Origin of the sequence: Nocardia sp. NPDC005745 (assembly GCF_040630775.1) — a bacterium.
Taxonomy (GTDB): Bacteria; Actinomycetota; Actinomycetes; order Mycobacteriales; family Mycobacteriaceae; genus Nocardia.
On sequence record NZ_JBEXYF010000011.1, the window covers coordinates 88,389 to 111,164 of the forward strand.

The window sequence follows — 22,776 nt, forward strand, 5'->3', positions numbered from 1 at the left end:
ACGAGGCTCAGCGCGACCCAGCCGATCCGACGCGACCCGGCATGCCGGACCACCTTGCGGCACACACCACCGGATGGCCCAGCGGCGTGTGAAGCCGGTGCAGCCGCCTTCTCATCGGTGAAGAATCCCGCCGCCCGGCTATAGCATCTGGCGCGTTACTGCCACGCGGAACGGGACGAAGATATGACCAGCGGTATCCGGAATCCTCGTCCACCCGCTCGGAACAGCCGCCGCCGCAGATCAGCCGACTCCGCCACGCCCACATTCGCCGCCCTGCTGGCCGCCGCCGCGGAGCACAATCCCGACGGCGCCGCGGTTCTGGATGGCGACACCACGATCACCTACCGCGACCTCGACGCCCGCTCCTCCCAGCTGGCCCGCACGTTGATCGCCGCGGGCGCGGGGCCCGAAACGATTGTGGCGGTGGCGCTTCCGCGATCCATCGAATCGGTGCTCGCGGTGTGGGCGATCGCCAAGACCGGCGCCGCCTTCGTCCCGATCGATCCGGCGCTTCCGTTGTCGCGCATCACGTTCCAAGTGATCGACAGCGGCGCATCGCTGGGGCTGACCCGAACCGGGCTCGCGACCACGCTGCCCACCGAGGTGCACTGGCTCGCACTGGACGACGCGGAGGTGATCGCGCGGGTAGCCGCGAACCCCGCGAACCCGATCGCGTACTTCGAACGGACGGCGCGAATTCGAGCCACCCACGCGGCCTACCTGATCTACACCTCGGGATCTACCGGACGCCCGAAAGGCGTCGCCGTCACCCATGCCGGGCTCGCCCCGCTGTGCACCGAATTGGCCGCGCGGCACGGGTTGGACAAAGACTCGCGGGTGCTGCACTTCGCGTCACCGAGCTTCGACGCCTCGATTCTGGAGCTGCTGCTCGCGATCTGCTCCGCGGCGACTCTCGTGATCGCCCCGCCCGGCCTCTACGGCGGCACCGCCTTGGTGGAACTGCTCGCGCGGCACGCGATCACCCATGCCTTCCTCACCCCGTCCGCGCTGGCCACGATCGAGCCGGCCGGACTGCAGGCCCTGCGGTCGGTCCTGGTCGGCGGTGAGCCCTGTCCCCCGATGTTGCCGCAGCATTGGGCCACCGACGGCCGCCTGTTCCACAATGCCTACGGCCCTACCGAATCCACCATCGTGGCGACACTCAGCCCGGCGCTGTCGCCGGACACACCGGTCACCATCGGATCTGCCGTGCCCGGCACGCGCTGCCAGGTGCTCGATCACCGGCTGCGGCCGGTCGGCATCGGCGTCGTCGGCGAGCTGTACGTGGCCGGACCCGGCGTGGCGCGGGGATATCACGGACGCCCCGATCTGACCGCGCAACGGTTTCTCGCCGATCCGTTCGGACCGCCCGGTTCCCGGATGTACCGCACCGGCGATCTCGTCCGGCGCACCACCACCGGTGATCTGGACTATTTCGGCAGGGCCGACGACCAGGTCAAGGTCCGTGGCTTCCGGATCGAACTCGGCGAGATCGACGCGATCCTGTCGACGCAGCCCGGCGTCCGGCTGGCGGTGACCGTCGACCGCAAGACCGCCGTGGGCGAGACCACGCTCGCCGCGTTCGTCCAGCCCGAACCGGGACACGCCCCGGACCCCACCGCTCTGGCCGACGCGCTCGCCGCGCTGCTGCCGAAGTACATGGTGCCCAACACGATCACCGTCGTCGAACGGATCCCGCGCACTCCCACGGGCAAGGCCGATCGGCCCGCACTGCGCCTGCGCGCCCTCGACGAGCCGGACTATCGGCCCGCCGCGGACCTCGGCGAGGAAACGGTCGCCGAGGTCCTCGCCCGCGTGCTGGGCCGGGAGCGCTTCGGCGCCGACGCTGATTTTTTCGCTGCGGGCGGAAATTCGCTGCTGGCGACGCAGGTCGCCGCGCGGTTGAGCGAAATCTGGCGGCTGCGTATTCCGCCGCGGCTGGTGTTCGACCATCCCACCGTCGCGGGCTTGTCGAAGGCGATCCGCTCGCAGCAATTCGACACGGCGCGCCCGGTTCTGCGTGCGCGAACCAGGCCGGAACGCATCCCCCTGTCCCCCGCCCAGCTGCGGTTCTGGCTGCGAAACCAGTTCGACACGACGTCCTCGGTGGACAACATCGGCTTCGCGCTGCGGCTGTCGGAGCTGGACGTGCCCGCCTTGCGCGCGGCGTTCGCCGACACCGTCGAACGGCACGAGTCGTTGCGTACCAGATACCCCGCCGACGAAGCCGGACCGCGGCAGTTGATCCTCGACACCGAACGGGTGGTCGAGGACTTCGCGGTCGAGGAACTGTCCGACAACGCGGTGCCCGGCCGGGTACGCGCGATCCTGCGGCACGGGTTCGACGTAGCGGCCGAGGTGCCGCTGCGTGTCCGGCTGCTGTGCACCCCCACCGAGTACGTGCTGGTCTGCGCCTTGCACCACATCTGCGCCGACGGGTCCTCGCTGGCGCCGCTGGCCCGCGACGTGGCCCTGGCCTACGCCGCGCGGAGCGCGGGCGCCGCTCCGGCCTGGCAGCCGCCGGACGTCCAGTACGCCGACTACGCCCTGTGGCAGCGGGATCTGCTCGGTTCCCGCGACGACCCGGATTCGCCGCTGTCGCGGCAACTGGCGTACTGGACCGGCGAGCTGGCGGGCCTGCCCGACGAACTCGACCTGCCCGCCGACCGGCCGCGCCCACCGGTGGCCACGCTGCGCGGCTCGGCCACCCAGCGGTCGGTGCCCGCGACCCTGCATCGCGACCTGCTCACCGTCGCCCGCGCTCACCGGGCGACGCTGTTCATGGTGATGCGCTCGGCGCTCGCGGTGCTGCTGTCCCGCCTGTCCGGCAGTACCGACATCGCGATCGGCGTGCCGATGACCAACCGGGCCGAGCCCGCGCTCGCCGACGTCGTCGGCATGTTCGTCAACACGACCGTCTCCCGGACCGGGATCGAGCCCGCGGAGAGTTTCACCGCGCTGCTGCGGCGCACCAGGGAACGGGATCTGGTCAACTTCGCGCACTCCGAGGTGCCCTTCGAGCACGTGGTCGACGCGGTCGATCCGACCCGCTCGCCCGGGCGTCACCCGCTCTACCAGGTCGGTTTCGCGTTCCAGAATTTCACGCAGGCCACCCTCGAGCTGTCGGGGCCCAGCGTGTCGTTCCTCGACGTGGACGCCGACACGGCGAAGACCGACCTGCACATCGGTGTGGTCGACACCCGCGACGACGACGGCGAGCCGGGCGAGATCATCATCCGATTCGGTTACAGCACCGACCTGTTCGACGAACACACCGTGCAACGTTTCCTGGACGGTTACATCCGCATCCTGCTCCGGGTCGCGGCCGACCCCGGTGCCGTCGTCGGTGACATCGACATCATGGACCCGGTCGAGCACAAGCGCATCCGTTCCTGGGGCGCCGGAGCCGAGCACGAGGTCCCGGCCGAGCCACTCACTGCCGCGACGGCGCGGCAGGCCGCGGCGACCCCGGACGCGATCGCCGTGGTCTGCGGAACCGAGACCCTCACCTACGCGCGACTGCGCGAGCGGACCGCCCGCCTGGCGCGCTGGCTGATCGAACGGGGCGTGGGTCCCGAGACCGTCGTGGCGGTGGCGATGCGGCGGTCGATCCAGCAGGTGGTCGCGCTGAACGCGATCGTGGAGGCGGGCGCGGCATGGGTGCCGATCGATCCGGGCCATCCCGCCGAGCGCATCCGCTACGTGCTCGAATCGGCGGCGCCGCGTTGCGTGCTCACCACCGCCGCCGACGGCTTCACGGCCGCCGAGGCGTACGACGTCGACACCTTGGACCTCGACCGCTTCGGTCCGGAGCCCGTGGCCGACGCCGAGCGACGAGCGCCATGGCACGCCGATCAGCCCGCCTACCTCATCTATACCTCCGGGTCGACCGGCCGCCCGAAAGGCGTGGTGGTCGGCCATCGGGCGATCGTGCACCAACTCGCCTGGATGCAGGCCGAATACGACGTCGACGCCACCGACGTCTATCTGCACAAGACCCCCGCGACCTTCGACGTGTCCCTGTGGGGCTACTTCCTGCCGCTGCGCGCGGGGGCGCGGCTGGTCCTGGCCGGGCCGGACGAGCATCGCGATCCGGCGGCGCTGGTCCGGCTGATCGCCGAGCACCGGGTGACGCTCACCGATTTCGTTCCCGCGATGCTCACCGTATTCGCCCAGCACGCGACCGAGGAGGAACTGTCCTCGCTGCGCGCGGTCTTCGTCATCGGTGAAGCGCTGCCTCCGGAGACCGCACGGGCTTTCGCGAGCGTGGCCCGGGCCGACTTGCACAACCTGTACGGACCGACCGAGGCCGCGGTGAGCATCACCCGGCACGCCGTCTCGGCTGCCGACCGCACCGCTCCCGGCGTCTCCATCGGTGTGCCGGAATGGAATTCGCGCTGCCACGTCCTGGACGACCGTTTGCGGCCGGTCCCGGTGGGCGTGGCGGGCGAACTCTACCTGGGTGGAGTTCAGCTGGCCCGCGGCTACCACGGCGCGCCCGGCCTGACCGCGGGACGCTTCGTCGCCGATCCGCTGCACCCCGGCGAGCGGATGTACCGGACCGGCGACCTGGTGCGGTGGAACCGCGGCGGCACACTGGACTATTTGGGTCGCACCGACTTCCAGGTCAAGGTCCGCGGTCATCGCATCGAACTCGGCGAGATCGAAGCGGCCTTGCTGGCCGATCCGGCGGTCGGCCGGGCCGCGGTGGCGGTCAAAAGCTCCGATGCCGGAGACCGGCTGGTCGGCTATGTGGTGGCCGCGCCGGGGGCCACGGTCGATCCGGACGCGGTGCGTCACTCGGTGGCCCGGGTGCTGCCCGGTTACATGGTGCCGTCGGCGGTGCTGGCGCTCGACACGTTCCCGGTGAACACCAGCGGGAAACTCGACCGCGCCGCGCTGCCCCAGCCGGTGTTCACCGCACGCGCCGGCGTGCGCCCCGGCACCCCGCTGGAGCGCACGATCGCGGAGGTCTTCGCCGATGTGCTCGCCGTGTCCCCGATCGGGGTGGGCGACGACTTCTTCGAACTCGGCGGGTCGTCACTGCTCGCGTTCACCTTGCACCAGCGGCTGTCGGACCGGCTGCGGCGCGACGTGCCCATGTCGGCGATTCTCGCGGCCCCGACCGTCGGCGGCCTCGCGGCGCGGCTGACCGGCGAGTGCGCGCCCGCCGCGCCGACGCCCGAACGCGACGCCGTCCTCGAGCCGGAGATCGGCATCGCGGGCTGCGAACCCGCGCACAGCGGGCCGCCGCAGGAAGTCCTGCTCACCGGTGCGACGGGATTCCTCGGCGCGCACCTGCTGCAAGAACTGCTGGATCGCACCGAGGCGCGCGTGTGGTGCGTGGTGCGCGCCGACGACGCCGAAGAGGGCATCGACCGGATCCTGAACGCGCTGAACCACTACCGGCTCTCGGGGACCACCGCAGCGGAGCGGATCGTCGTCGTCGCGGGCGATCTCACCGCACCGCGCCTCGGCTTGGATCCTGCCGACTACGACTGCCTGGCCGACAGTATCGATGCGATCTACCACAACGGCGCGCGCGTCAACCACGTCGACCCCTACGCCCGGCTACGGCAGGCCAACGTGGAGGGCACCCGGGAGTTGTTGCGGCTGGCGACCACTCGCCGGGTGAAGCCGTTCCATTTGATCTCCACGATGGGCGCGGCCGTCGGCGCGGCGCCGGAATCTCCGGTGGTCGCCGAGGGCGTCCGCTTGCGTGCCGACCAGATACCCGGGAACGGCTATCTCGCGTCGAAATGGGTTGCCGAGGAACTGGTCCGCCAGGCGGGTGAGCGCGGGCTGCCGATCGCCATCTACCGGCCGGGCACCATCTGCGGCTGCCCGGAGGTCGGGGTGAACAGCCCGGACGATTCGCTGTGGAACATGGTCCGCGCCGCCGTGATGCTCGGTATGGCGCCCGATGTGGGCGACGCCACCGTCTCACTGGTTCCGGTGAGCTATGTGGCGGGCGCGGTGGTGGAGATTTCGGCCCGCCCGCGCCCGGAAACCGTGTTTCACCTGGTCAATCGGGCCCCCGTCGCGGTCGGCGACATTCTCGCCAGTCTGCGCGCCCACGGGCTGCCGGTGGCGACGATGCCGGAGGACGCCGTGCGCGCGGGTCTGGTCAGGGAAGCGCGCCGCCGGGACGCGCTCGGCGACGATTCGCTGGTGCGCGCGGCGCTGCTGAGTCACGATTTCGCCGAACTCGCCGGTCACCTCGACTGGGCCGACGAACACACCCGCGCGGCGCTGGCGGGCACCGGCGTGGACTGCCCGAAGGTGGACCGCACGGTGGTGGACACCTTCGTCCGCGAGTTCATCGAGTCCGGTTTCCTGCCCCGGGATTGAGGAAGCTCAGTACCCCGGCGGAACGGTGGCCCGCTCGGCGGGCTGTTCGGTGTGCTCGCGGGCCTGCGCTCGAGCGCGCACCTGCTCCAGCACGATCAAGCCCACCCCGATCACCAGGAAGACGGCCGCGATGATCGCGGCTACGGCCGATAGCTGGGCCAACCCCCAGCCCGCCAGTACCGCGGCGGCTATCGCGACCGCCGCCGCGACCAGCAGCAGCCCGTATCCCGGCCAGTTCCTGGTGTCGGCCATCGTCGCTCCGGGCGCGGGCGCGGGGTCGCGCGCGATGTCCGGAGCGTTATCGATCGGAGGGATCTCCCATGGCCCGTCGTCCGCTGTCACCGGTGTTTCCTCCCGCCGCGATACCGGCCGTTTCTTCCGGTACCTGATGCGGAGAGGATGCCCGGATCATCTCCACCGAAACCGCCGCCCCCGGCTTCAGTTGTAGGTCTTGGTGACTCCCTCGAGCAGGTGCTCGAGCGTGTCGTAGGTCGGGGTGGCGACGACGTCCAGCAGATCAGCGGCCACCGGAGCGTTGCGTTCGGCGGCGACCTTCGCGAACTGGGCGCCGTCGTTGGTCCGGAAGCCGTGCTCGGCGGCCAGCCGCTGCAACTCCGGGTCGGTGGACAACAGGCGACCGAGCCGGTCACCCGTCTCGCCGAACGGCACCAGCGTGTGCCGGGACAGCACCGTCGGGGACGGGTACACCAGCGTCATCCCGGGTTTGATCTGGCCGCGCATCAGCGCCTCGACGTACTGCGCCTCGTAGATCCACGCCATCGGCGTCGGGCCCATCCCCGTGGCGAGGTAGTTGTTGAACGGGCCCTCGGTGGTGTTCTCGGTGTAGCCCTGGCCCACGAACAGCCGCGACACAGCGGGCAGGACGGCCTGCTCGGCAGGTTGTCCCTGCACGATCGTGTTGTTGTTCGCGGCATAGCTCGCCGCGGCCAGATACATGGCGGCGGAATTCGAGCTACGCGGGTCGGTGGTGGAGATCAAGATGTTCTTGCGCACCGGGTAGGCGGTGTTGTCGGGCAGCTCGTCCCAGCGCGTGCCGTTGCGAACGAGTTCGAGGTAGCGGCGCAGGTCCAGCGTCGGCACCGGGCCTGGGCGCACCGCGCCCGCCCGGGTGAGCAGATCGGTGATCGGCGCGAACGTCGCGACGGCCATCGGTGAGGAGAACGGCGTGTACTTGGCGGTCACATTGCGCTGCCGCTGGATTCGCTCGGCCGCCTGCTCACTGGATGGGAAGGCGAAGTCGAATTTCGCGAGATCGACGGACGTGGCGATCTGGCGCGACCCGGCGGGCTCGACCTCCACCCGCACGCCGCCCCGCGCCAGCGCGTCGATCACCTTCTGGTCCTGGAAGAACGGCATCTTCTCCGACCCGACCGCGCCGCGCACAACCGTGAGCGGCGCGACGGGAGCCGGAGCGGCCGCGGGCGCTTCGGGACCGGGTTGCCGCACGGCGAGAACGACCGCGATCACCGTCAGGATGACGACGGCGCCCACCGCATAGGGTGCGAAACGCCTCTTCGACGACCACAAGTCACGCAGCCGCGACAGTGTCCCCGAAGGGCTCGCGGAGGGCTTGGGCGCCTTGTCCATCGGGACCGTGGCGGGTTGGACTTCCGCTTCGGGAGACTTCTCCAACTCCCGTCGCACCACGCGCTCGATCAGGATCGGAACGAATTGCCGCACCGGATGGCCCGCGAACTTCTGCCGGGCCGCGCCCACGGTGCTCTCGATATGCTCGGGAGAATAGGTCTCGGTGTAGTTTTCGACCAGCCGCTCCGTCATCTGACGGATCGCTTGTTCCTCGCGGACGGTATCGACAACCACCACAGTCTCCTCGGCGTCGGGGGTAGCGCGGCAGCGTCTCCGGCCTGCACCGCGCCGGCCAACACTAGCCCCATCACGCGACCGCCGACATCCGCGCGGACTTCCCTCCGGTGAACGATTTCGGCTGCGCCGGTGCGCATCTCACGACGATGCGCGGGTCCGTCTGCCCAGCTCACAGGCTCGCGAGTGATCCGAGCAGAGCGCTCGCGGCAGCGCCGCGCCACCGCGGGCGGCGCCGAACCCGCCATGGAGAATTCAATGGGCAATCCCCGAGCCGCCACCACACGTTGTATTCCCGTTTCCCGCCAGCGCGCGGACGAGACGGGCCCACCGACGCCACACTCGTGGCGCTCGGTTCCACATCCCCCGGACTCCCTCGTCAGAGGCAGGTTACTTCCGGGTAGCGCGAACCGAGGAGTTGACGATATCGTCAGCGTATTGCTGTCGAAAGGAGCCCTATGTCTCGCGTCGCTGTGGTCACCGGTGCGTCGTCCGGAATCGGGAAGGCCACGGCCGCCGCACTGGCCGGGCGGGGATATCGCGTGATCGGAACCAGCCGCAACCCCGGCACCATCGGCTCCGACGCCGTTGTGCCCGGCGTCGAGTACCGGGCGCTCGACCTCACCGACCCGGCGTCGATCGCTGCCTTCGCCGCCGGTCTGGACCAAGTCGACGTACTGGTGAACAACGCGGGCGAAAGCCAGGCGGGCCCGCTCGCCGAACTACCCACCGACGCCGTCGAAAGGCTGTTCCAGCTGAATGTGCTCGGACCTGTCGCCCTGACCAGTGCCGTGCTGCCCGGCATGCGGGAACGCCGGTACGGCCGCGTCGTCATGGTCGGATCAATGCTCGCCAGCTTCCCGATGCCCTATCGCTCGTCCTACGTCGCCACCAAGGCGGCACTGCGCGGCTTCGCGGTGGCCGCCCGCTTCGAGGAATCCCCCTTCGGCGTCTGGATCACCGCCGTCGAGCCCGGCCAGATCGACACCGGCCTGCGCGAGCGCCGCACCAAGTACCTCACCGAAAACTCCCCCCACACCGCCGATTTCACGACTTTCATGGCGAAACTGGACGACAAGCAGGGCAAGGGCATCACCCCGGAGAAGGTCGCCACCACGATCGTCAAAGCGATCGAAGCCGACCGCCCCCAACCCCTCTACGCCATAGGCAGCAACGCCCCCGCCCTCTTCACCCTCCGCCGCCTCCTACCCCGCACGGTCATGGAACGCATCATCGCCCACGCCCACGGCCTTTCGCGCTGAAAACGCATGGCACTATACGCGGAGATCCGAAAGATAGCGGAAGACCAGCAACAGGTCCGCTACGCCTACACCACCGCATCGGGACTCGAGCGAGCCCTTCTCCTCGACAAGGTCGCCGAGACGATACGCCCCGAGACCGGCACCGAGGACATACTCTTCCGCGCGGTCGCGCGCAAGATCGCCTCGGCGTGGTTGAACGGCATGGGCGCACCTGATCGTCTCATCGTCCAGTCATGAACAGCACCTTGAACCACAGCAATTGTGGCCGCAACGGTTGGGTGTCGGCAGAGGGCGATCGAGCAGCCGAGGCTACCGCGTAGACGGCAGGCCGCCTTCATCCTCGATGCGCTCGCGGATCGCCTCCACTAGGCGGTCCTCGAGAACTCGAGCACACGGGCGCAAGCCGTCAATCCGGCCTCGCCGCCGCCTGCCGGGCCGCGAGCGCTGGGATCGCCGCGATCTTCTCTTGCGGCAACGAGTCCCAGAGGAGTCCAACTGGGCGACGGCGTTCGTCGCACCGAATAACGTCCTCGGGCGTGACGATCATGTCCACCCGGAAGTCATGCGCACTCTCCGGCAATGGCTCGTTCAGCACCTGAAGTCGATGCACGGTTGTTGCGATCACCGTATCCGGACCGATTCGGTGACCCTCTTGCAGAAGTGCAAGTTCGATGTCGGAGTACCCTGCGCCCTTGCCCAATCGAGCGCCACTGCGGTCAACCGCTACGCTGCCGAGGACCACCATGTCAACTGCATGCATCTCATTTACATCCACGTTCCGGCCGATCGCGGCGGCTACGTCCCTTTGCGCCGCACGCTCAGGCGACTCGACCAAAGCAGCGGGGTCAAGAAAATAGAAAGGCTTCGGCGCAGCCAGGCGAGGAACCGCCATATAGACCAATTTCCCCTCGGCAAGGGCACGAATCCGAACGGGTAATTGAGCGGTGTCGGGAACTGTCTTGAGAACTTTAGCGCGCTTCCATTCGTTCAGACCAGCCAAGCGGTCAGCCGCCAATTCGGCACCCGCGAATGCCGGGATATGGCGTGGAGCGCCTCGCTCCGTAACTCCTTCATGCTCCAGTACGTCCCAGATCTCTTCGCGAAGCTTCTGCTTCCGCTGCTCAACACTCACTGCGCCCTCTCCTATCGTGTCATCAGCTCGAAAACGCGGTCGTACACGTCACGCAAAACTGCGGAATTGCGGTACGACTTGAGCTCTCGGCAAGCATTGAACACAATGTTCAACCCAGCGCCGCCGCGCGTCTTTTCCACAGAATCGATTGCTTTATTGAGAACATGCGCGCCCTCTTCGAGCCTATGCTGTCTGAGTTGAGCAAGGCTGAGGTTGCCCAAGACGATGGCATCGGTCTTCGAGTTCTTGCCCACCTTGCCGGCCACTTCTTCCAGCATGACTTGAGCACGCTTTTCTTTACCAAGGAAGAGGTAGCACGATCCAGCAAGCCTATTATATTCCATTAGGGCATCTATCCCCAATACGACCTCGCCGTCTGCAATGCCCCCATGGATACAGTCAGCACGCCCCAATGCCTTCTCGCATTCGGTTTGCCTACCCATCATCGCAAATGCCTCAGCCTGATGAAGAAGTGCCAGGAACGCCAACTCTCGACTAAATGACTGTCCAGCATCCAGTAGTCTGGTAGACAAACTCAATGCAACAATAGGGTTCTTTTCGCCATAGAGTGAAATGTATATTTTTCGCAGGAGCGCTTGGCCCTCGGTGACCGGATCGCCCAGCTCCTGCGCCGCCGCAATTGATTGGTCCAGATAATAGTGCGCCGTTGCATTGTCGCGGCGCTGAGAAGCGTCCCAGACAAGACGGCTCATAAGTGTTGCACCTTGAGCTTCGGCAGCAAGTAATTTTCTGCGGATCGACTCAGTGGTCACATGGGTGTAAAAGAGTCGCACTTGGCCGAGATGTTGTCCAGCCTGCCCGAGAAGGGACGTGGAGGGCTCAATTTCATAAGATGCATTCAGATCGTAGAGGTGGCCTCGAATAAGGTCGATCGTGCCGACATCCAATTTCTCCATAGTGGCAATACCACGCTGCACCTGGTGAATTCCTTCGTCGTCGCTCACCGAACCGCGACCACCATCTCGTACGTTGGCGAGGGCAGACTGAAACCGCGCCCGCTGCCGGTCATCGAGGCGCCGGAGCAGCGTATCCATACCCTCAGCGAACTCACTCGCAAGTGTGATTGTTGATCCGCGACGCTCCCACTTCCGCACCGCACCTAGAGAGAACCCGGACACGGCCGCAAGCTCTTTCTGCGTCAGACGAAGCGCTTGGGTGCGCAGCAGCAGCACCTCAACACCCGTCCACCTGGTCACGATCATCGCATCCGTCCAATCGCGCACACCGGTCCTTGGTGGGCACGAGCGTAGCGCTTCCGTAGCACTCAGACGGTTCCGATCACGTCGGCGATGAACAACCCTCATGGTCAGCCCCGACGCCGGGTGCTGCCGGTTCCTCCCGGCGCCCGCCAGGCGGCCCGCGACGCACAGCCAGCGGTTCGGCCTCGGCGTCGGGTGCACACCAGTACATCGATCAGGGGAGGCGTTAGTGAATTCATCTAGACAGCTCGGGCGTACACCGTTGTCTGCGTGTCACTTCTACCGGCACGTGTGCGATCTGCCCGCTGAAGTCCAGCCGCCGCATCTGGGTCGCATCACGATGCGGGCGGGGTGGGTGTGCGGGGTGATGATGCCCGCGTTCATCGGCTCGGAAGTCAAAACCTGGATGCATCAGCACGGCCAGCCGGTCGGGCCGGTACTGACCCACCCGCGCTCGCAGCGATGGACCTTCCTGACCGGTCCGGACTTGCCGGAGGACATTCGGTTGTTCGCGGAGATGTCACGGCTTGGTGTGTCCATCGTGCGCGCCGGACAGATCGCGTTGCCCGGTCCCGGGCAGCGGCCCGGATTGTTCCGGGCGTGGGTGCAGCCGCCCCGCGACGGCTACCGTCCACCGGGGCGGGTTGTGATCGAGGCGATCCGGGGATGCGCCGCCAAGCATGCGCGGCAGCGGCGGGCGGTGGTGTATGCCTGAGCACAGCAGCACGGCCGCAGCGCCATTCGGGTGCGGTCCAGGCTGCGACTCGTGGATGACCGTCGAGCACTGCGGCATCGCCACCCTGGATCCGGCGACCGGTGCGGTGTCCTCGGTTGAATGCCCATCCATGAACTGCCTCGCAAAGATGGTGGAGGTCGTCAACGGCCGCATGGCTGAGAACGATTCCCCGATGGACATCGCACTCGGAGGCCAGAAATGCCCGTGGGTCGGTATCCGCGTCGTGTTCGACCCCACCCGATACCCGGAACACGCCCCGCCCGCGTCGACACCGGTCCAGCCGCCGCAGGCGGGTCGGTGACCGACGAGCAGGACGCCGAGCGATCCGCCGCCGAACTCGATGTCCTCACCGACGTGATCGGCACCCTGGTAGCCGCCACCGCGGACGCGGTGCGCGACGGGATGAGTGACACAGCCCGTGTGCATGTGATGGCAATGGTGGTCTATGAACTGATCAGCAGTGCCCGCACCGCCGCCGGACCCCACACCGGCCGCTTGTACGCCGCACCGCTACTCGACCCGATCATCGACAACATCCCCGCCGCCGACGACATCACCTTTCTGGACCTGTTGATCCCCGCGATCATCGGCCAGCACCTCAACAACACCTGAACCACCCAGACCGGCCCGTACGGATAACCGCCCCTGCCCCCCTTTAACCCCACAGGGACGCAGGCACGTGCCGGGGCACCCAAAAGGAAGGCTGCGCGGACGGGCTCCGCATCGGTGTGCCCCACCGAGCCCGCCCGCTACCCTTTTCAGTAATTACGCTATGACATTCGTTGCACCACAACAGTATTCACGCCAAGGTGCATCGTCCCCGGAAGGCCTCACATGCACCCCCAACCAGCCGGACCGCACCACTTCTTGCACGGCATGACTTCTACCGTGCGAACGCCTGTATATCGAGCGAGGACGGTTCCGATGTGACACCGCGCCTCCATCTGCGCTGGTTGCCTGATGCGCGTGCGGGCGAGACACTGACCTGTTCCGACCATGACGAGAGGGAGTAGACGGTGGGGAAGGACGAGCAGATGACGATGGATCTAGGCGTTCAGGTCGAGCAGACCGAATGGGGCAAATGGGTCGACCCAAATCGGCGGGCCGCACAAGTACGAAAGTTCCTCGATTATGCGGGATTGCGTGATATTCCCTCCGAGCCGTGGCCCGAAGGCGATCCAGAATTGTCCAAGCTCGACACCGTTGTGGCCGAATTGTTTCCGGACATGGCTACCGCCATGAGAGCCGAAAACGCCGACATGGCTGACGCCTTCATATGTTTTATGGGCGAACTCTTTATCCGATACGCGGGCGCACACTGGGAGGACTACGAATGGTTCGGCCGCGAGAATTCATTCTACGATCACGTCAACCCGATGCTCGAATACGGTTTCGACACCGATGGCGATACCGCATACGGATTGATGAAACTCATGATCGACGATCATGACGTGACCGACGGCGGGATGTTCTCCGGCATGGCCGAGATGTTGCGCGAATTTGCAGAAGAATATTCATCGTCACCTGACGATAAGTAGCTTGATAGCTCCGCACTGAGACACGTGCAATACTTTCGGGGGTGGGTACTGTCATGCCTGATGAGTACGACAGAATCCGAGATAAATACGATAATCCGACTCGCGGAAGAATTTTCGAGAACGGCATAGAACACCTCTTCCGTGATCGCCAGAACGGTTACGTGCAGCAACCGAACCGGCACTCCACGTCGCTCGGGCCCCGACATTACGATAAGGCCAGAGCCGATGAGCACGGGCGGATTCACGCCATCGAAGACAAGTCGGGCCAGATGGGCAGCAAAAACGACATCCGGGAGCTGCAAAAGGACCGCGAGCTTCTCGCGAAACGCGAAATCGAATCGCTTCGCATTCGGACCGTAGCAGGTGAACAGATGTCGCCGAAATACCGCCAATTACTGGTAACGCTGAAGCAAGAATTCGGCGACCGGGTGATCCACCAAGAATTGACACGGGAGCAGGCTCGTGAGGCATTCACCAGAGGGCTGGCACGCGAAAACGACGCCCGCCAGCTGGAATTGAAGACAAGATACGAACTGAAACGCGCCAACCGCGCACGTCAACGCCTTGCCAAGATACGCAAGATCGAGCGGGCACAGCAGCGAGCCGAACGGTTCCGGAAGATGCAGCAGTTCCGGGAAGCTGCTGTGCGTGGCCGGGCGGATGCACCGCAGAAAGCCGGACGCGATCGGCAGACGCGAGAGCAAGCCGATCTTGCCAGGCAAGCGGGCCGAACACCGGAAACCGAGCGAGCACGGGTTGAACGCGAAGCCGCCCAACGAGTAGCGCAGGCATTCCCAGTACCCAACCAATATCAGGAACGGGAATCCGCCGACACCGGAGAACACGCCGCCCCAGAAGCGGCCGACGCCATCAGCGCCGAGCGTGCAGCGGCCGAAGCGCGCGCAGCAGCGGAGAAGGAACGCGAGGCCGCGTTCAAGGCTCTAGACGAAGCGAGGAACGCGGCGTTCAGGGAGTTGGACGAGAAGGGGCGTCTGTCCGAGGTGGAAAGACTTGTGTGGTTGGGTCAGGCGCACCACCCGCAAGCGGCGGTAAGGCAGCCACATGGTCACGCACCGAGTGTTGCGCGTGGCGGCACCGGGCACGGACAGGACCGCACACGCGGAATATCCCGCGACCGATAACCCTCTGCGCTCTACCAGTTCGCAGTGCGGCCGACCCTGGTCGGGTTCGGATCGCACTTGTCAACGGTCCGTGCGTCGGCTCGTACAGCGACGCCGACCTCGGACCCCTAGGGCATGTGTCCGACGACGATCTGGACCGGTCGCGGACGCGATGATCCCGGGCGTCCTGGCAGCCGCTGGGGACTCACTGCGGAACGCAGGATTCGACGGGGGCGTGCCGGGCGCACGGAAACGCCTCTACGTGCGTTTCCTGAGTGCCCCCAGTCGGACTCGAACCGACACTTGGCGGATTTTAAGTCCGCTGCCTCTGCCAATTGGGCTATGGGGGCGTCCGGGACAGCGTACCGAGTCGTACGGCTGTACCGGAATTCCGAGTGTTCCTCGGGGTGGCGGGGCGTCGGCCGTGGGCGGATGCCGGAGGGCGCGGTCGGGTGACCGGCGCCGGTGGCGGTTGTTTCGAGCCCGGGTCGGCAGGCGTCCCAGAGAACTAGATCGGTCTCGGCGGGCCGGTGTTAACGTCCGCCGGTCGGCTCGGCGTGTCGGGCGTCAGCGCCGGGGTGGCACCGGGATTCGGGCGAGGTCGGTGGCGATGTGGATCTCGCCGGTGAAGTACTTCGCCGCTTCGGCCAGGTGCTCGTCGAGGTCGCGGTAGCGCTGGGAGAAGTGGGTGAGGACCAGGGCGCGGACGCCCGCGTCGGCGGCGGCCCGCGCGGCTTGGCCCGCGGTGAGATGGCCGTATTCGACGGCGAGCTCTTCGTCGGCGTCCAGGAAGGTGGCTTCGATGACGAGCATGTCGGCGTCGGCCGCGAGTTCGCCGACACCGGCACACAGCCGGGTGTCCATCACGAAGGCGAAGCTCTGACCGGCTCGGGGCTCGCTGATCTCCGCCAAAGTGATGGTGCGACCGTCGAACTCGACCTCGCCTCGCTGTTGCAGTTCGGAGATGATCGGCCCGCGCAACCCCAAGGCGCGCAACCGATCCGGCAGGATGCGTCGGCCGGGCGGCTCATTGAGCCGATAGCCGAAGGTGTCCACCGGATGCGAGAGCCGCACCGCCGTCACCGTGAACGGCGCCCCCGGCAAGTCCACGGCGCCGGGGCCTGCGACCGGACGCGGCCGCAGTTCGGCGCGGTGATAGTAGGACGTCGCGTTGACCAAGCGGTCGTAGTACTCGCCGCCCGACGCCGGGAAGCAGACGTCGACCGGATGCGGCACCCGATCGAGGTTGATCCGCTGCACCACCCCGGCCAGCCCGAGGCTGTGGTCGCCGTGGAAATGGGTGATGGCGATCCGGGTGATCCCGGTGACGGACACACCGGCGTAGGTCATCTGCCGCTGCGTACCCTCACCGGGGTCGAACAGGATCGCCTCGTCGTCCCACCGGAGCAGGTACCCGTTGTGGTTTCGCTGTTTCGTCGGCACCTGACTCGCGGTTCCGAGAACAACCAACTCACGCTGCGACACCGCGTCAGGCTATCCGCCTGCCTCCGGCACGCCGAACAGGGCCGCGCTACCGGGTGGCCGCGGCCTTCCGGACCAGGGAGTGGCGCCGGGAGTAGGCGAAGTAGACGACGAAGCCGATCAGCATCCACACCAGGAACCGCAGCCAGGTCTCCACCGACAGGTTCAGCATCAGCCACAGGCACGACAGCACCGCCAGGATGGGGATCAGCGGCACCAGCGGCACCCGGAATCCGCGCGGCAGGTCCGGACGCGTGCGTCGCAGGATGAGCACGCCGATCGACACCAGCACGAACGCGAACAGCGTCCCGATGTTGACCATCTCCTCCAGCGTGCCGAAATCCACGAACCCGGCCAGCAGCGCGCACGCCACGCCGACGATGACGGTGACCCGCACCGGAGTGCCGTTGGTGCCGGTGTGCGCGAGCCTGCGCGGCATCAGTCCGTCGCGCGCCATCGCGAACAGCACCCGGGTCTGTCCGAGGTACATCACCATGACCACGGTGGTGAGCCCGGCGAGGGCGCCGATGGAGATGATGTTCTTCGCCCAGGTCACCCCATGGATGGCGAACGCCGTCGCCAGCGTCGCGTCGCGGCCGGACAGCTCGGTGTAGGGCACCATGCCGGTGAGCACGAGCGACACCGCGACATACAGGACGGTGACGATCAGCAGTGAGCCGAAGATGCCGCGCGGCACCGCCTTCTGCGGGTCGCGGGTCTCCTCCGCGGTCGTGGCGACCACGTCGAAGCCGATGAACGCGAAGAACACCAGGCTGGCCGCGGCGAGCAGGCCGTACCAGCCGAAGTTGCTGTCCCCGGCGCCGGTCAGATAGGAGAACAGCGACTGCCGCAGGCCCTCGCCCCGCTCACCGGGTTGCGACGGCGGAATGTAGGGCGTGAGGTTCGAGGACTTGAAATAGGTGAAGCCGACGACCAGCACCAGCGCGATCACACCGAGCTTGATGGCGACGGCCACCGCCGACACCCGCGAGGACACCTTGGTGCCGGTCGCGAGCAGCACGCCGAGCACGGCGATCAGCAGCACCGCGCCCCAGTCGAAGGTCACCGGGCCGAGGTGCGCGATCGGGGAGATGTCCCCGAGCACCTCGCCGAGGTACTGCGACCAGCCCTTGGCCACCACCGCCGCGGCGAGGGCGAACTCCAGGATCAGGTCCCAGCCGATGATCCAGGCGACGAGCTCGCCGAAGGTGGCGTAGGAGTAGGTGTAGGCGCTGCCCGCCACCGGGACGGTGGACGCGAACTCGGCGTAGCACAGCGCGGTCAGCCCGCAGGCGATCGCGGCGAACACGAAGGCCAGCGAGACCGACGGTCCCGCGACATTGCCCGCGGTGCGCGCGGTGAGGGTGAAGATGCCCGCCCCGACCACGACGGCCACGCCGAAGACGGTGAGGTCCCAGGCGGTCAGGTCCTTGCGGAGTTTCGAGTCGGGTTCGTCGGTGTCGCGGATCGACTGTTCGATGGACTTGGTTCGGAACAAACCGCCCCACCGAGACGAGACATCACCCGCCGGATCGGCTTGTGGCCCGGGGTTAGTCACGCGTTCTCCTTAGTTCGTGCTGCTGTGCTTGGTGTTCTGTACCCATACGGCGAGGTGATGCACGCCGGCCAGGAATTTGCTGAGCCATGGTGCGATGGCGGCGACGATCAGTCCCCGCACAAACCATGACCGTCCCGGCGGTACCGGAAATCGGCGAACTCGTGACCTGGGTCATAGAACCGAGCCAAACTACCCGACATCGACATTCCGAGACCAACCCAGCCGTGGTGTTGCCGCTTCAACCATCCTTAGAAGATCGCAGCTCGGACAGCGTTGTGGAGGATTCGTATGTTCTGTTCACGCCCGTGCGGCGACCGGGTCGCGGCAGGTGGTTTGCCCGCCGCACCACCGGGCACCCCGCAATCGACAGGCAAACCCGCAACGGCCTACCTCCAGAAAGCGTTGAGCTGATGGTCCACGTGGAAATCACCGTGCCGACGACACCGGAACAGGTCTTCGACATCCTCGCCGACGGATGGCTGTTCTGCGCCTGGGTGGTCGGCGCCACGCACATCCGCGACGTCGACGGCGAATGGCCCGGCGTCGGCTCCCAGCTGCACTACAGCGCGGGCGTATGGCCGTTCACCGTGAACGACACCACGCAGGTCGTGTCGGTGGATCCGCCGCACATGCTCGAACTCGAGGCCAAACTCTCGCCGCTCGGCGCCGCGTGGATCCGTCTGGAACTCGTGGAGACCGCACCCGGCGAGACCCAGATCCGGATGTACGAGCATGCCGAGCGAGGACTGGGCAACCTGATGCCCAACGTGCTGCAAGAGCTGCTCTTGGTGCCGCGGAACAAGGAATCGCTGTCCCGGCTCGCCGATATCGCGGTCGGCAAAGCCCGTATCGCGGGCCGCACCGAAGCCCGCCCGGGAGCGGAGACACACGCCGAGGCACGGCTCGACGGTCACCAACCGCAGAGCTGACCGGCCCCGGACGAAGCTCCGTCAGGCGATCGACAGGGCGATGCCGTCGAGGATGTCGTGCTCGCTGACGACCAGCTCGGCGATGCCCGCGCGCCGGGACAGTTCCTCCGCGAGCACCTCGGTGATGACCGCGCCGCCGCCGATCACGTCGACCCGGCCTGGGTGCATCGGCCCCAGCGCGGCGCGCTGATCGTGGTCCATGGTGATCAGCCGGTCGCAGACCCGGCGGACCTGGTCCATGGTCAATCGGGTGAGATGCACCCGCTCCGAGTCGTATTCGGGAAGATCGAGCGCGACCGCGGCCAAGGTGGTCATCGTGCCCGCCACGCCGACCCAGGTGTGCGCGCCCTCCACGGGGACGTGCGTGAACGCTTCGGTCAACCGCTCGGTGGCGAAGGCGCGGGCGGCGGCGATCTCTTCGGCGGTGGGCGGGTTGCCCGCGAGGCAGCGCTCGGTGATCCGGACGCAGCCGATGTCGGCGGAGAACGCCGATCGCACCCCCGCGCTGTCCCCGAACACCAGCTCGGTCGACCCGCCGCCCAGATCCACCACCACGAAGGGACCCGAGGCGCTGGACAGTTCGCCGATCGCGCCGGCGAACGACAGGCGTGCCTCCTCGTCTCCGGTGATCACCTCGGCTTCCGCACCCGCGACCACGGTGCCGAGTTCGGCCCTGGCCATGGCGAAGAAGTCTTCGCGGTTGGCGGCGTCCCTGGTGGCGGAGGTGGCCACCATCCGCACCCGGCCGACGCCCGCCGCACGCATCAGCGCGGCGTAGTCGGCCAGGGCGGCGCGGGTGCGTTCGATCGCCTCGGGCGCCAGCGAACCGGTCGCGTCGACTCCTTGGCCCAGGCGGACGATGCGCATCTCGCGGTGCACGTCGGCCAGGCGCCCGTCACCGAGCACGTCGGCGATCAGCAGTCGGATGGAGTTCGTGCCGCAATCCACGGCGGCTACGCGGTCACTCATCACTGTGCTCCAGTCTCTCGCGAGCCGGTCGGGCGCGGCGCGGGCCAGTCGGCCGGAACGGCGGTGCCACGCAGGCCGTGCTCGGCGGCCAGCGCCACCGCCTCGTCGCCGAGCGGATTCACCCCCGGCCCCTTGGCCAGTGCGTGCGCGATCAGGACGTGCAGGCACTTGACCCGCTCCGGCATCCCGCCGCCGGTGAAATCCGTACCGAGCGATTCGATTTCGTCCCGTTCGGCCAGATAGCTCTCGTGTGCGGCGCGATAGGCGGCGGCCAGCTCCGCGTCGGCGGCCAGCCGCTCGGTCATCTCGCGCATCACACCGGCGGATTCCTGCCTGCTCGCCTCCGCGGTGAGCCGGGGATCGGTCAGATAGTAGAGCGTCGGGAAGGGGGTGCCGTCGGGCAACCGGGGCGCGGTCTTCACCACGGCCGGGATCCCGTCCGGGGTGCGATAGGCGATGGCGAGCACGCCGCGCGGCGCACGGCCGAGCTGCTCGGCGATGATCGCGAGATCCTGGTCGTTCGGGGCGGTCACCTAGGTCCTTCCAGTACTTGCGGCGCGGCGGGCGGCGGCGGAGCGGCTCCGGGCGTCGGCTGTGGCTCGGCGATGCTGCGCCACAGTTCGGTGTACCAGGGATCGGGTTCCCTGGCTCTGGTGGGCGCGGGGGGCGGGGCGGGCGCCTCGATGCCGGGCACCTGCACGATGTACGGCGTCTCGCCGGGCAGCACCAGGCGAAGGCGGTCCCGCGCCTCGGTCCGGATGTAGGCCGGATCCTGTTGCTGCGCACGGCGATCCCGCAACCGGGCCAGATCCGCCTCGAGTTCCTCGCGCTGCTGCGCGAGCTGCGCGGCCTCCGCGCGCTGGGTGAAGTACGTGCGCATCGGCACGGCGAGGGTGAGCGCGAGCCCGCACACCACCATCGCGAGGATCACCGCCTTGCCGGTGGAGAGCCCAAGGAACGTGTGGTCGTGCCTGCCGACGGCCGAACCCCGCGCGCTCTTGCGCGGTTTCGGCTTCTCCGCGGTCTCCGATCGCCTGCGGCCGCGCTTGGCCGCGGCATCGGCCGGGCGCGATCCGTCGGCACGCGACGTGCGGCGGTCCCCACGTCCGGCCGGACTGGTCCCACGCGCACGTCGCTCCGTCATCTCACGCCTCGGTCTCTGCTTCGCGGCACTCCCGGGGCCCTGGGTGGTCACGCACCGCTACCTCCTCAGGGCCCGTCGCTCGTACCGCAGGTCAGCCTTCGAACGCGAAGCGAGGAAACGCGACGTCGCCGGCGTAACGAGCCGAATCGCCGAGCGCGTCCTCGATGCGCAGCAGCTGGTTGTACTTGGCGACCCGCTCGCTGCGAGCGGGGGCGCCGGTCTTGATCTGGCCGCTGCCCACCGCGACGGCGAGGTCGGCGATGGTGGTGTCCTCGGTCTCGCCGGACCGGTGCGACATCATCGTCTTGTAGCCGTTGCGGTGCGCCAGCTCCACCGCGTCCAGGGTCTCGGTGAGCGTGCCGATCTGGTTGACCTTCACCAGCAGGGCGTTGGCGGCGCCCTTGGCGATGCCCTCTTCCAGGCGCTCCGGGTTGGTGACGAACAGGTCGTCGCCGACGAGCTGGATCTTCTCGCCGATCTGGTCGGTCAGGGTCACCCAGCCGTCCCAGTCGTCCTCCGACAGCGGGTCCTCGATGGACACCAGCGGGTAGGCGCCGATCAGGTCGGCGTAGAACTGCGCCATCTCCTCGGCCGAGCGCACGACGCCCTCGAACTTGTAGCCGCTGCCGGTGCTGTAGAACTCGGTGGCCGCGACGTCCAGCGCGAGCGCCACGTCGCTGCCCAGCTTCAGGCCGGTCTTGGCGATGGCCTCGCTGATCAGGTCGAGCGCGGCCTTGGTGCCCGCGACGTCGGGTGCGAAACCGCCTTCGTCACCGAGGCCGGTGGACAGGCCCTTGGCCTTCAGCACCGACTTCAGCGCGTGGTAGACCTCCGCGCCCCAGCGCAGCGACTCCTTGAAGGTGGGCGCGCCGATCGGGGCGACCATGAATTCCTGCACGTCGACGCCGGTGTCGGCGTGCGCGCCGCCGTTGAGGATGTTCATCATCGGGACGGGCAGCACGTGCGCGTTCGGACCGCCGAGGTAGCGGAACAGCTCGAGCCCCGAGGACTCGGCGGCGGCGCGGGCCACGGCCAGCGAGACACCGAGCAGGGCGTTGGCGCCGAGCCGGGACTTGTCCTGGGTGCCGTCCAGGTCCAGCAGCACCTGGTCGACGGTACGCTGCTCCACGGCGTCCAAGCCGATGACGGCGGGCGCGATCTCGTCGAGCACACCATCGACCGCCTTGCGCACGCCCTTGCCGCCGTAGCGTTCGCCACCGTCGCGCAGTTCGACGGCCTCGTGCTCGCCGGTGGACGCGCCGGAGGGCACGGCCGCCCGGGTCAGGGTGCCGTCGTCGAGAGCGATCTCGACCTCGACGGTGGGGTTACCGCGGGAATCCAGGATCTCGCGAGCTCCGACCTGTTCGATGATGGCCACGAAAACGACACTCCTTCGGCTGCTGACACGGTTGGTCTCACGGGATGGGCCGTGCGTTGCGAGCCTATCGTCCCGGCAGCGAGGCGGGTAACCGGCACTCCGGGGACCGGAGGA

General features: G+C 67.5%; 18 protein-coding genes and 1 tRNA gene. 8 read left to right on the top strand and 11 right to left on the bottom strand.

Annotation, left to right across the window (positions count from 1 at the left end; all coding sequences use genetic code 11):
* Positions 1–183: 183 nt before the first annotated feature.
* Positions 184–6,351, top strand: a complete 6,168-nt coding sequence (locus ABZ420_RS14330; RefSeq protein WP_357121845.1) for an amino acid adenylation domain-containing protein — start codon at positions 184–186, stop codon at positions 6,349–6,351.
* 6 nt (positions 6,352–6,357) lie between these two features.
* On the opposite strand, the gene ABZ420_RS14335 is transcribed toward ABZ420_RS14330, so the two are convergent.
* Both ABZ420_RS14335 and ABZ420_RS14340 read right to left on the bottom strand, forming a co-directional pair.
* On the bottom strand, positions 6,358–6,693 hold the full coding sequence (locus ABZ420_RS14335) for a hypothetical protein (protein WP_357121848.1): 336 nt from the start codon (positions 6,691–6,693) through the stop codon (positions 6,358–6,360).
* 96 nt (positions 6,694–6,789) lie between these two features.
* Positions 6,790–8,193 carry a three-helix bundle dimerization domain-containing protein gene (locus ABZ420_RS14340; RefSeq protein WP_357121851.1) on the bottom strand — a complete coding sequence of 468 codons (1,404 nt, stop codon included), beginning with the start codon at positions 8,191–8,193 and terminating at the stop codon, positions 6,790–6,792.
* A gap of 458 nt (positions 8,194–8,651) precedes the next feature.
* Here ABZ420_RS14340 and ABZ420_RS14345 point away from each other — a divergent pair, with 458 nt between their 5' ends.
* Together ABZ420_RS14345 and ABZ420_RS14350 are read left to right on the top strand one after the other, a co-directional pair.
* Positions 8,652–9,455 (top strand): SDR family oxidoreductase, encoded by an 804-nt coding sequence (locus ABZ420_RS14345; protein ID WP_357121854.1) that lies wholly within the window; start codon positions 8,652–8,654, stop codon positions 9,453–9,455.
* 6 nt (positions 9,456–9,461) lie between these two features.
* Entirely contained in the window at positions 9,462–9,692 is a 231-nt protein-coding gene (locus ABZ420_RS14350) for a hypothetical protein (protein ID WP_357121857.1), read from the top strand.
* 169 nt (positions 9,693–9,861) lie between these two features.
* On the opposite strand, the gene ABZ420_RS14355 is transcribed toward ABZ420_RS14350, so the two are convergent.
* On the bottom strand, positions 9,862–10,587 hold the full coding sequence (locus tag ABZ420_RS14355) for a 5-formyltetrahydrofolate cyclo-ligase (protein WP_357121860.1): 726 nt from the start codon (positions 10,585–10,587) through the stop codon (positions 9,862–9,864).
* Positions 10,588–10,598: 11 nt separating this feature from the next.
* A complete protein-coding gene (locus tag ABZ420_RS14360) occupies positions 10,599–11,831 on the bottom strand; it encodes a hypothetical protein (protein WP_357121862.1) in 1,233 nt (410 codons plus the stop codon).
* A 205-nt stretch (positions 11,832–12,036) separates the two neighbouring features.
* On the opposite strand from ABZ420_RS14360, the gene ABZ420_RS14365 reads away from it, so the two are divergent.
* From ABZ420_RS14365 to ABZ420_RS14380, 4 genes are all read left to right on the top strand, one after another.
* Positions 12,037–12,522, top strand: a complete 486-nt coding sequence (locus tag ABZ420_RS14365; RefSeq protein WP_357121865.1) for a DNA-directed RNA polymerase subunit beta — start codon at positions 12,037–12,039, stop codon at positions 12,520–12,522.
* Between the two features lie 318 nt (positions 12,523–12,840).
* Positions 12,841–13,155, top strand: coding sequence for a hypothetical protein (locus tag ABZ420_RS14370; RefSeq protein ID WP_357121868.1), 315 nt, complete (start codon positions 12,841–12,843; stop codon positions 13,153–13,155).
* Positions 13,156–13,577: 422 nt separating this feature from the next.
* A complete protein-coding gene (locus ABZ420_RS14375; protein ID WP_357121871.1) occupies positions 13,578–14,081 on the top strand; it encodes a hypothetical protein in 504 nt (167 codons plus the stop codon).
* Between the two features lie 41 nt (positions 14,082–14,122).
* Positions 14,123–15,223 carry a hypothetical protein gene (locus ABZ420_RS14380; RefSeq protein ID WP_357121873.1) on the top strand — a complete coding sequence of 367 codons (1,101 nt, stop codon included), beginning with the start codon at positions 14,123–14,125 and terminating at the stop codon, positions 15,221–15,223.
* A gap of 255 nt (positions 15,224–15,478) precedes the next feature.
* Here ABZ420_RS14380 and ABZ420_RS14385 read toward each other — a convergent pair.
* The 3 genes from ABZ420_RS14385 to ABZ420_RS14395 all read right to left on the bottom strand — a co-directional run bounded on the left by ABZ420_RS14385 (position 15,479) and on the right by ABZ420_RS14395 (position 18,242).
* Positions 15,479–15,552: transfer RNA gene (locus ABZ420_RS14385), tRNA-Leu, on the bottom strand.
* Between the two features lie 217 nt (positions 15,553–15,769).
* A complete protein-coding gene (locus ABZ420_RS14390; protein ID WP_357121876.1) occupies positions 15,770–16,687 on the bottom strand; it encodes a ribonuclease Z in 918 nt (305 codons plus the stop codon).
* Between the two features lie 46 nt (positions 16,688–16,733).
* Complete coding sequence (locus ABZ420_RS14395) at positions 16,734–18,242, bottom strand: amino acid permease (RefSeq protein ID WP_357121879.1); 1,509 nt, start codon at positions 18,240–18,242, stop codon at positions 16,734–16,736.
* A gap of 410 nt (positions 18,243–18,652) precedes the next feature.
* Between ABZ420_RS14395 and ABZ420_RS14400 the strand changes: the two genes are divergently transcribed.
* On the top strand, positions 18,653–19,171 hold the full coding sequence (locus ABZ420_RS14400; RefSeq protein WP_357121882.1) for an SRPBCC family protein: 519 nt from the start codon (positions 18,653–18,655) through the stop codon (positions 19,169–19,171).
* 21 nt (positions 19,172–19,192) lie between these two features.
* On the opposite strand, the gene ABZ420_RS14405 is transcribed toward ABZ420_RS14400, so the two are convergent.
* From ABZ420_RS14405 to eno, 4 genes are all read right to left on the bottom strand, one after another.
* The gene (locus tag ABZ420_RS14405) at positions 19,193–20,140 is read right to left on the bottom strand and encodes a Ppx/GppA phosphatase family protein (RefSeq protein WP_357121885.1); all 948 of its coding nucleotides are present in this window, start codon (positions 20,138–20,140) and stop codon (positions 19,193–19,195) included.
* Positions 20,140–20,673 carry a DUF501 domain-containing protein gene (locus ABZ420_RS14410; RefSeq protein WP_357121888.1) on the bottom strand — a complete coding sequence of 178 codons (534 nt, stop codon included), beginning with the start codon at positions 20,671–20,673 and terminating at the stop codon, positions 20,140–20,142. The genes ABZ420_RS14405 and ABZ420_RS14410 overlap by 1 nt, the downstream gene beginning before the upstream one ends.
* Positions 20,670–21,284 carry a septum formation initiator family protein gene (locus ABZ420_RS14415; protein ID WP_357121891.1) on the bottom strand — a complete coding sequence of 205 codons (615 nt, stop codon included), beginning with the start codon at positions 21,282–21,284 and terminating at the stop codon, positions 20,670–20,672. Before ABZ420_RS14415 ends, ABZ420_RS14410 begins: the two co-directional genes overlap by 4 nt.
* A 91-nt stretch (positions 21,285–21,375) precedes the next feature.
* On the bottom strand, positions 21,376–22,662 hold the full coding sequence (gene eno / locus ABZ420_RS14420; protein WP_040869660.1) for a phosphopyruvate hydratase: 1,287 nt from the start codon (positions 22,660–22,662) through the stop codon (positions 21,376–21,378).
* Between the last annotated feature and the right edge of the window lie 114 nt (positions 22,663–22,776).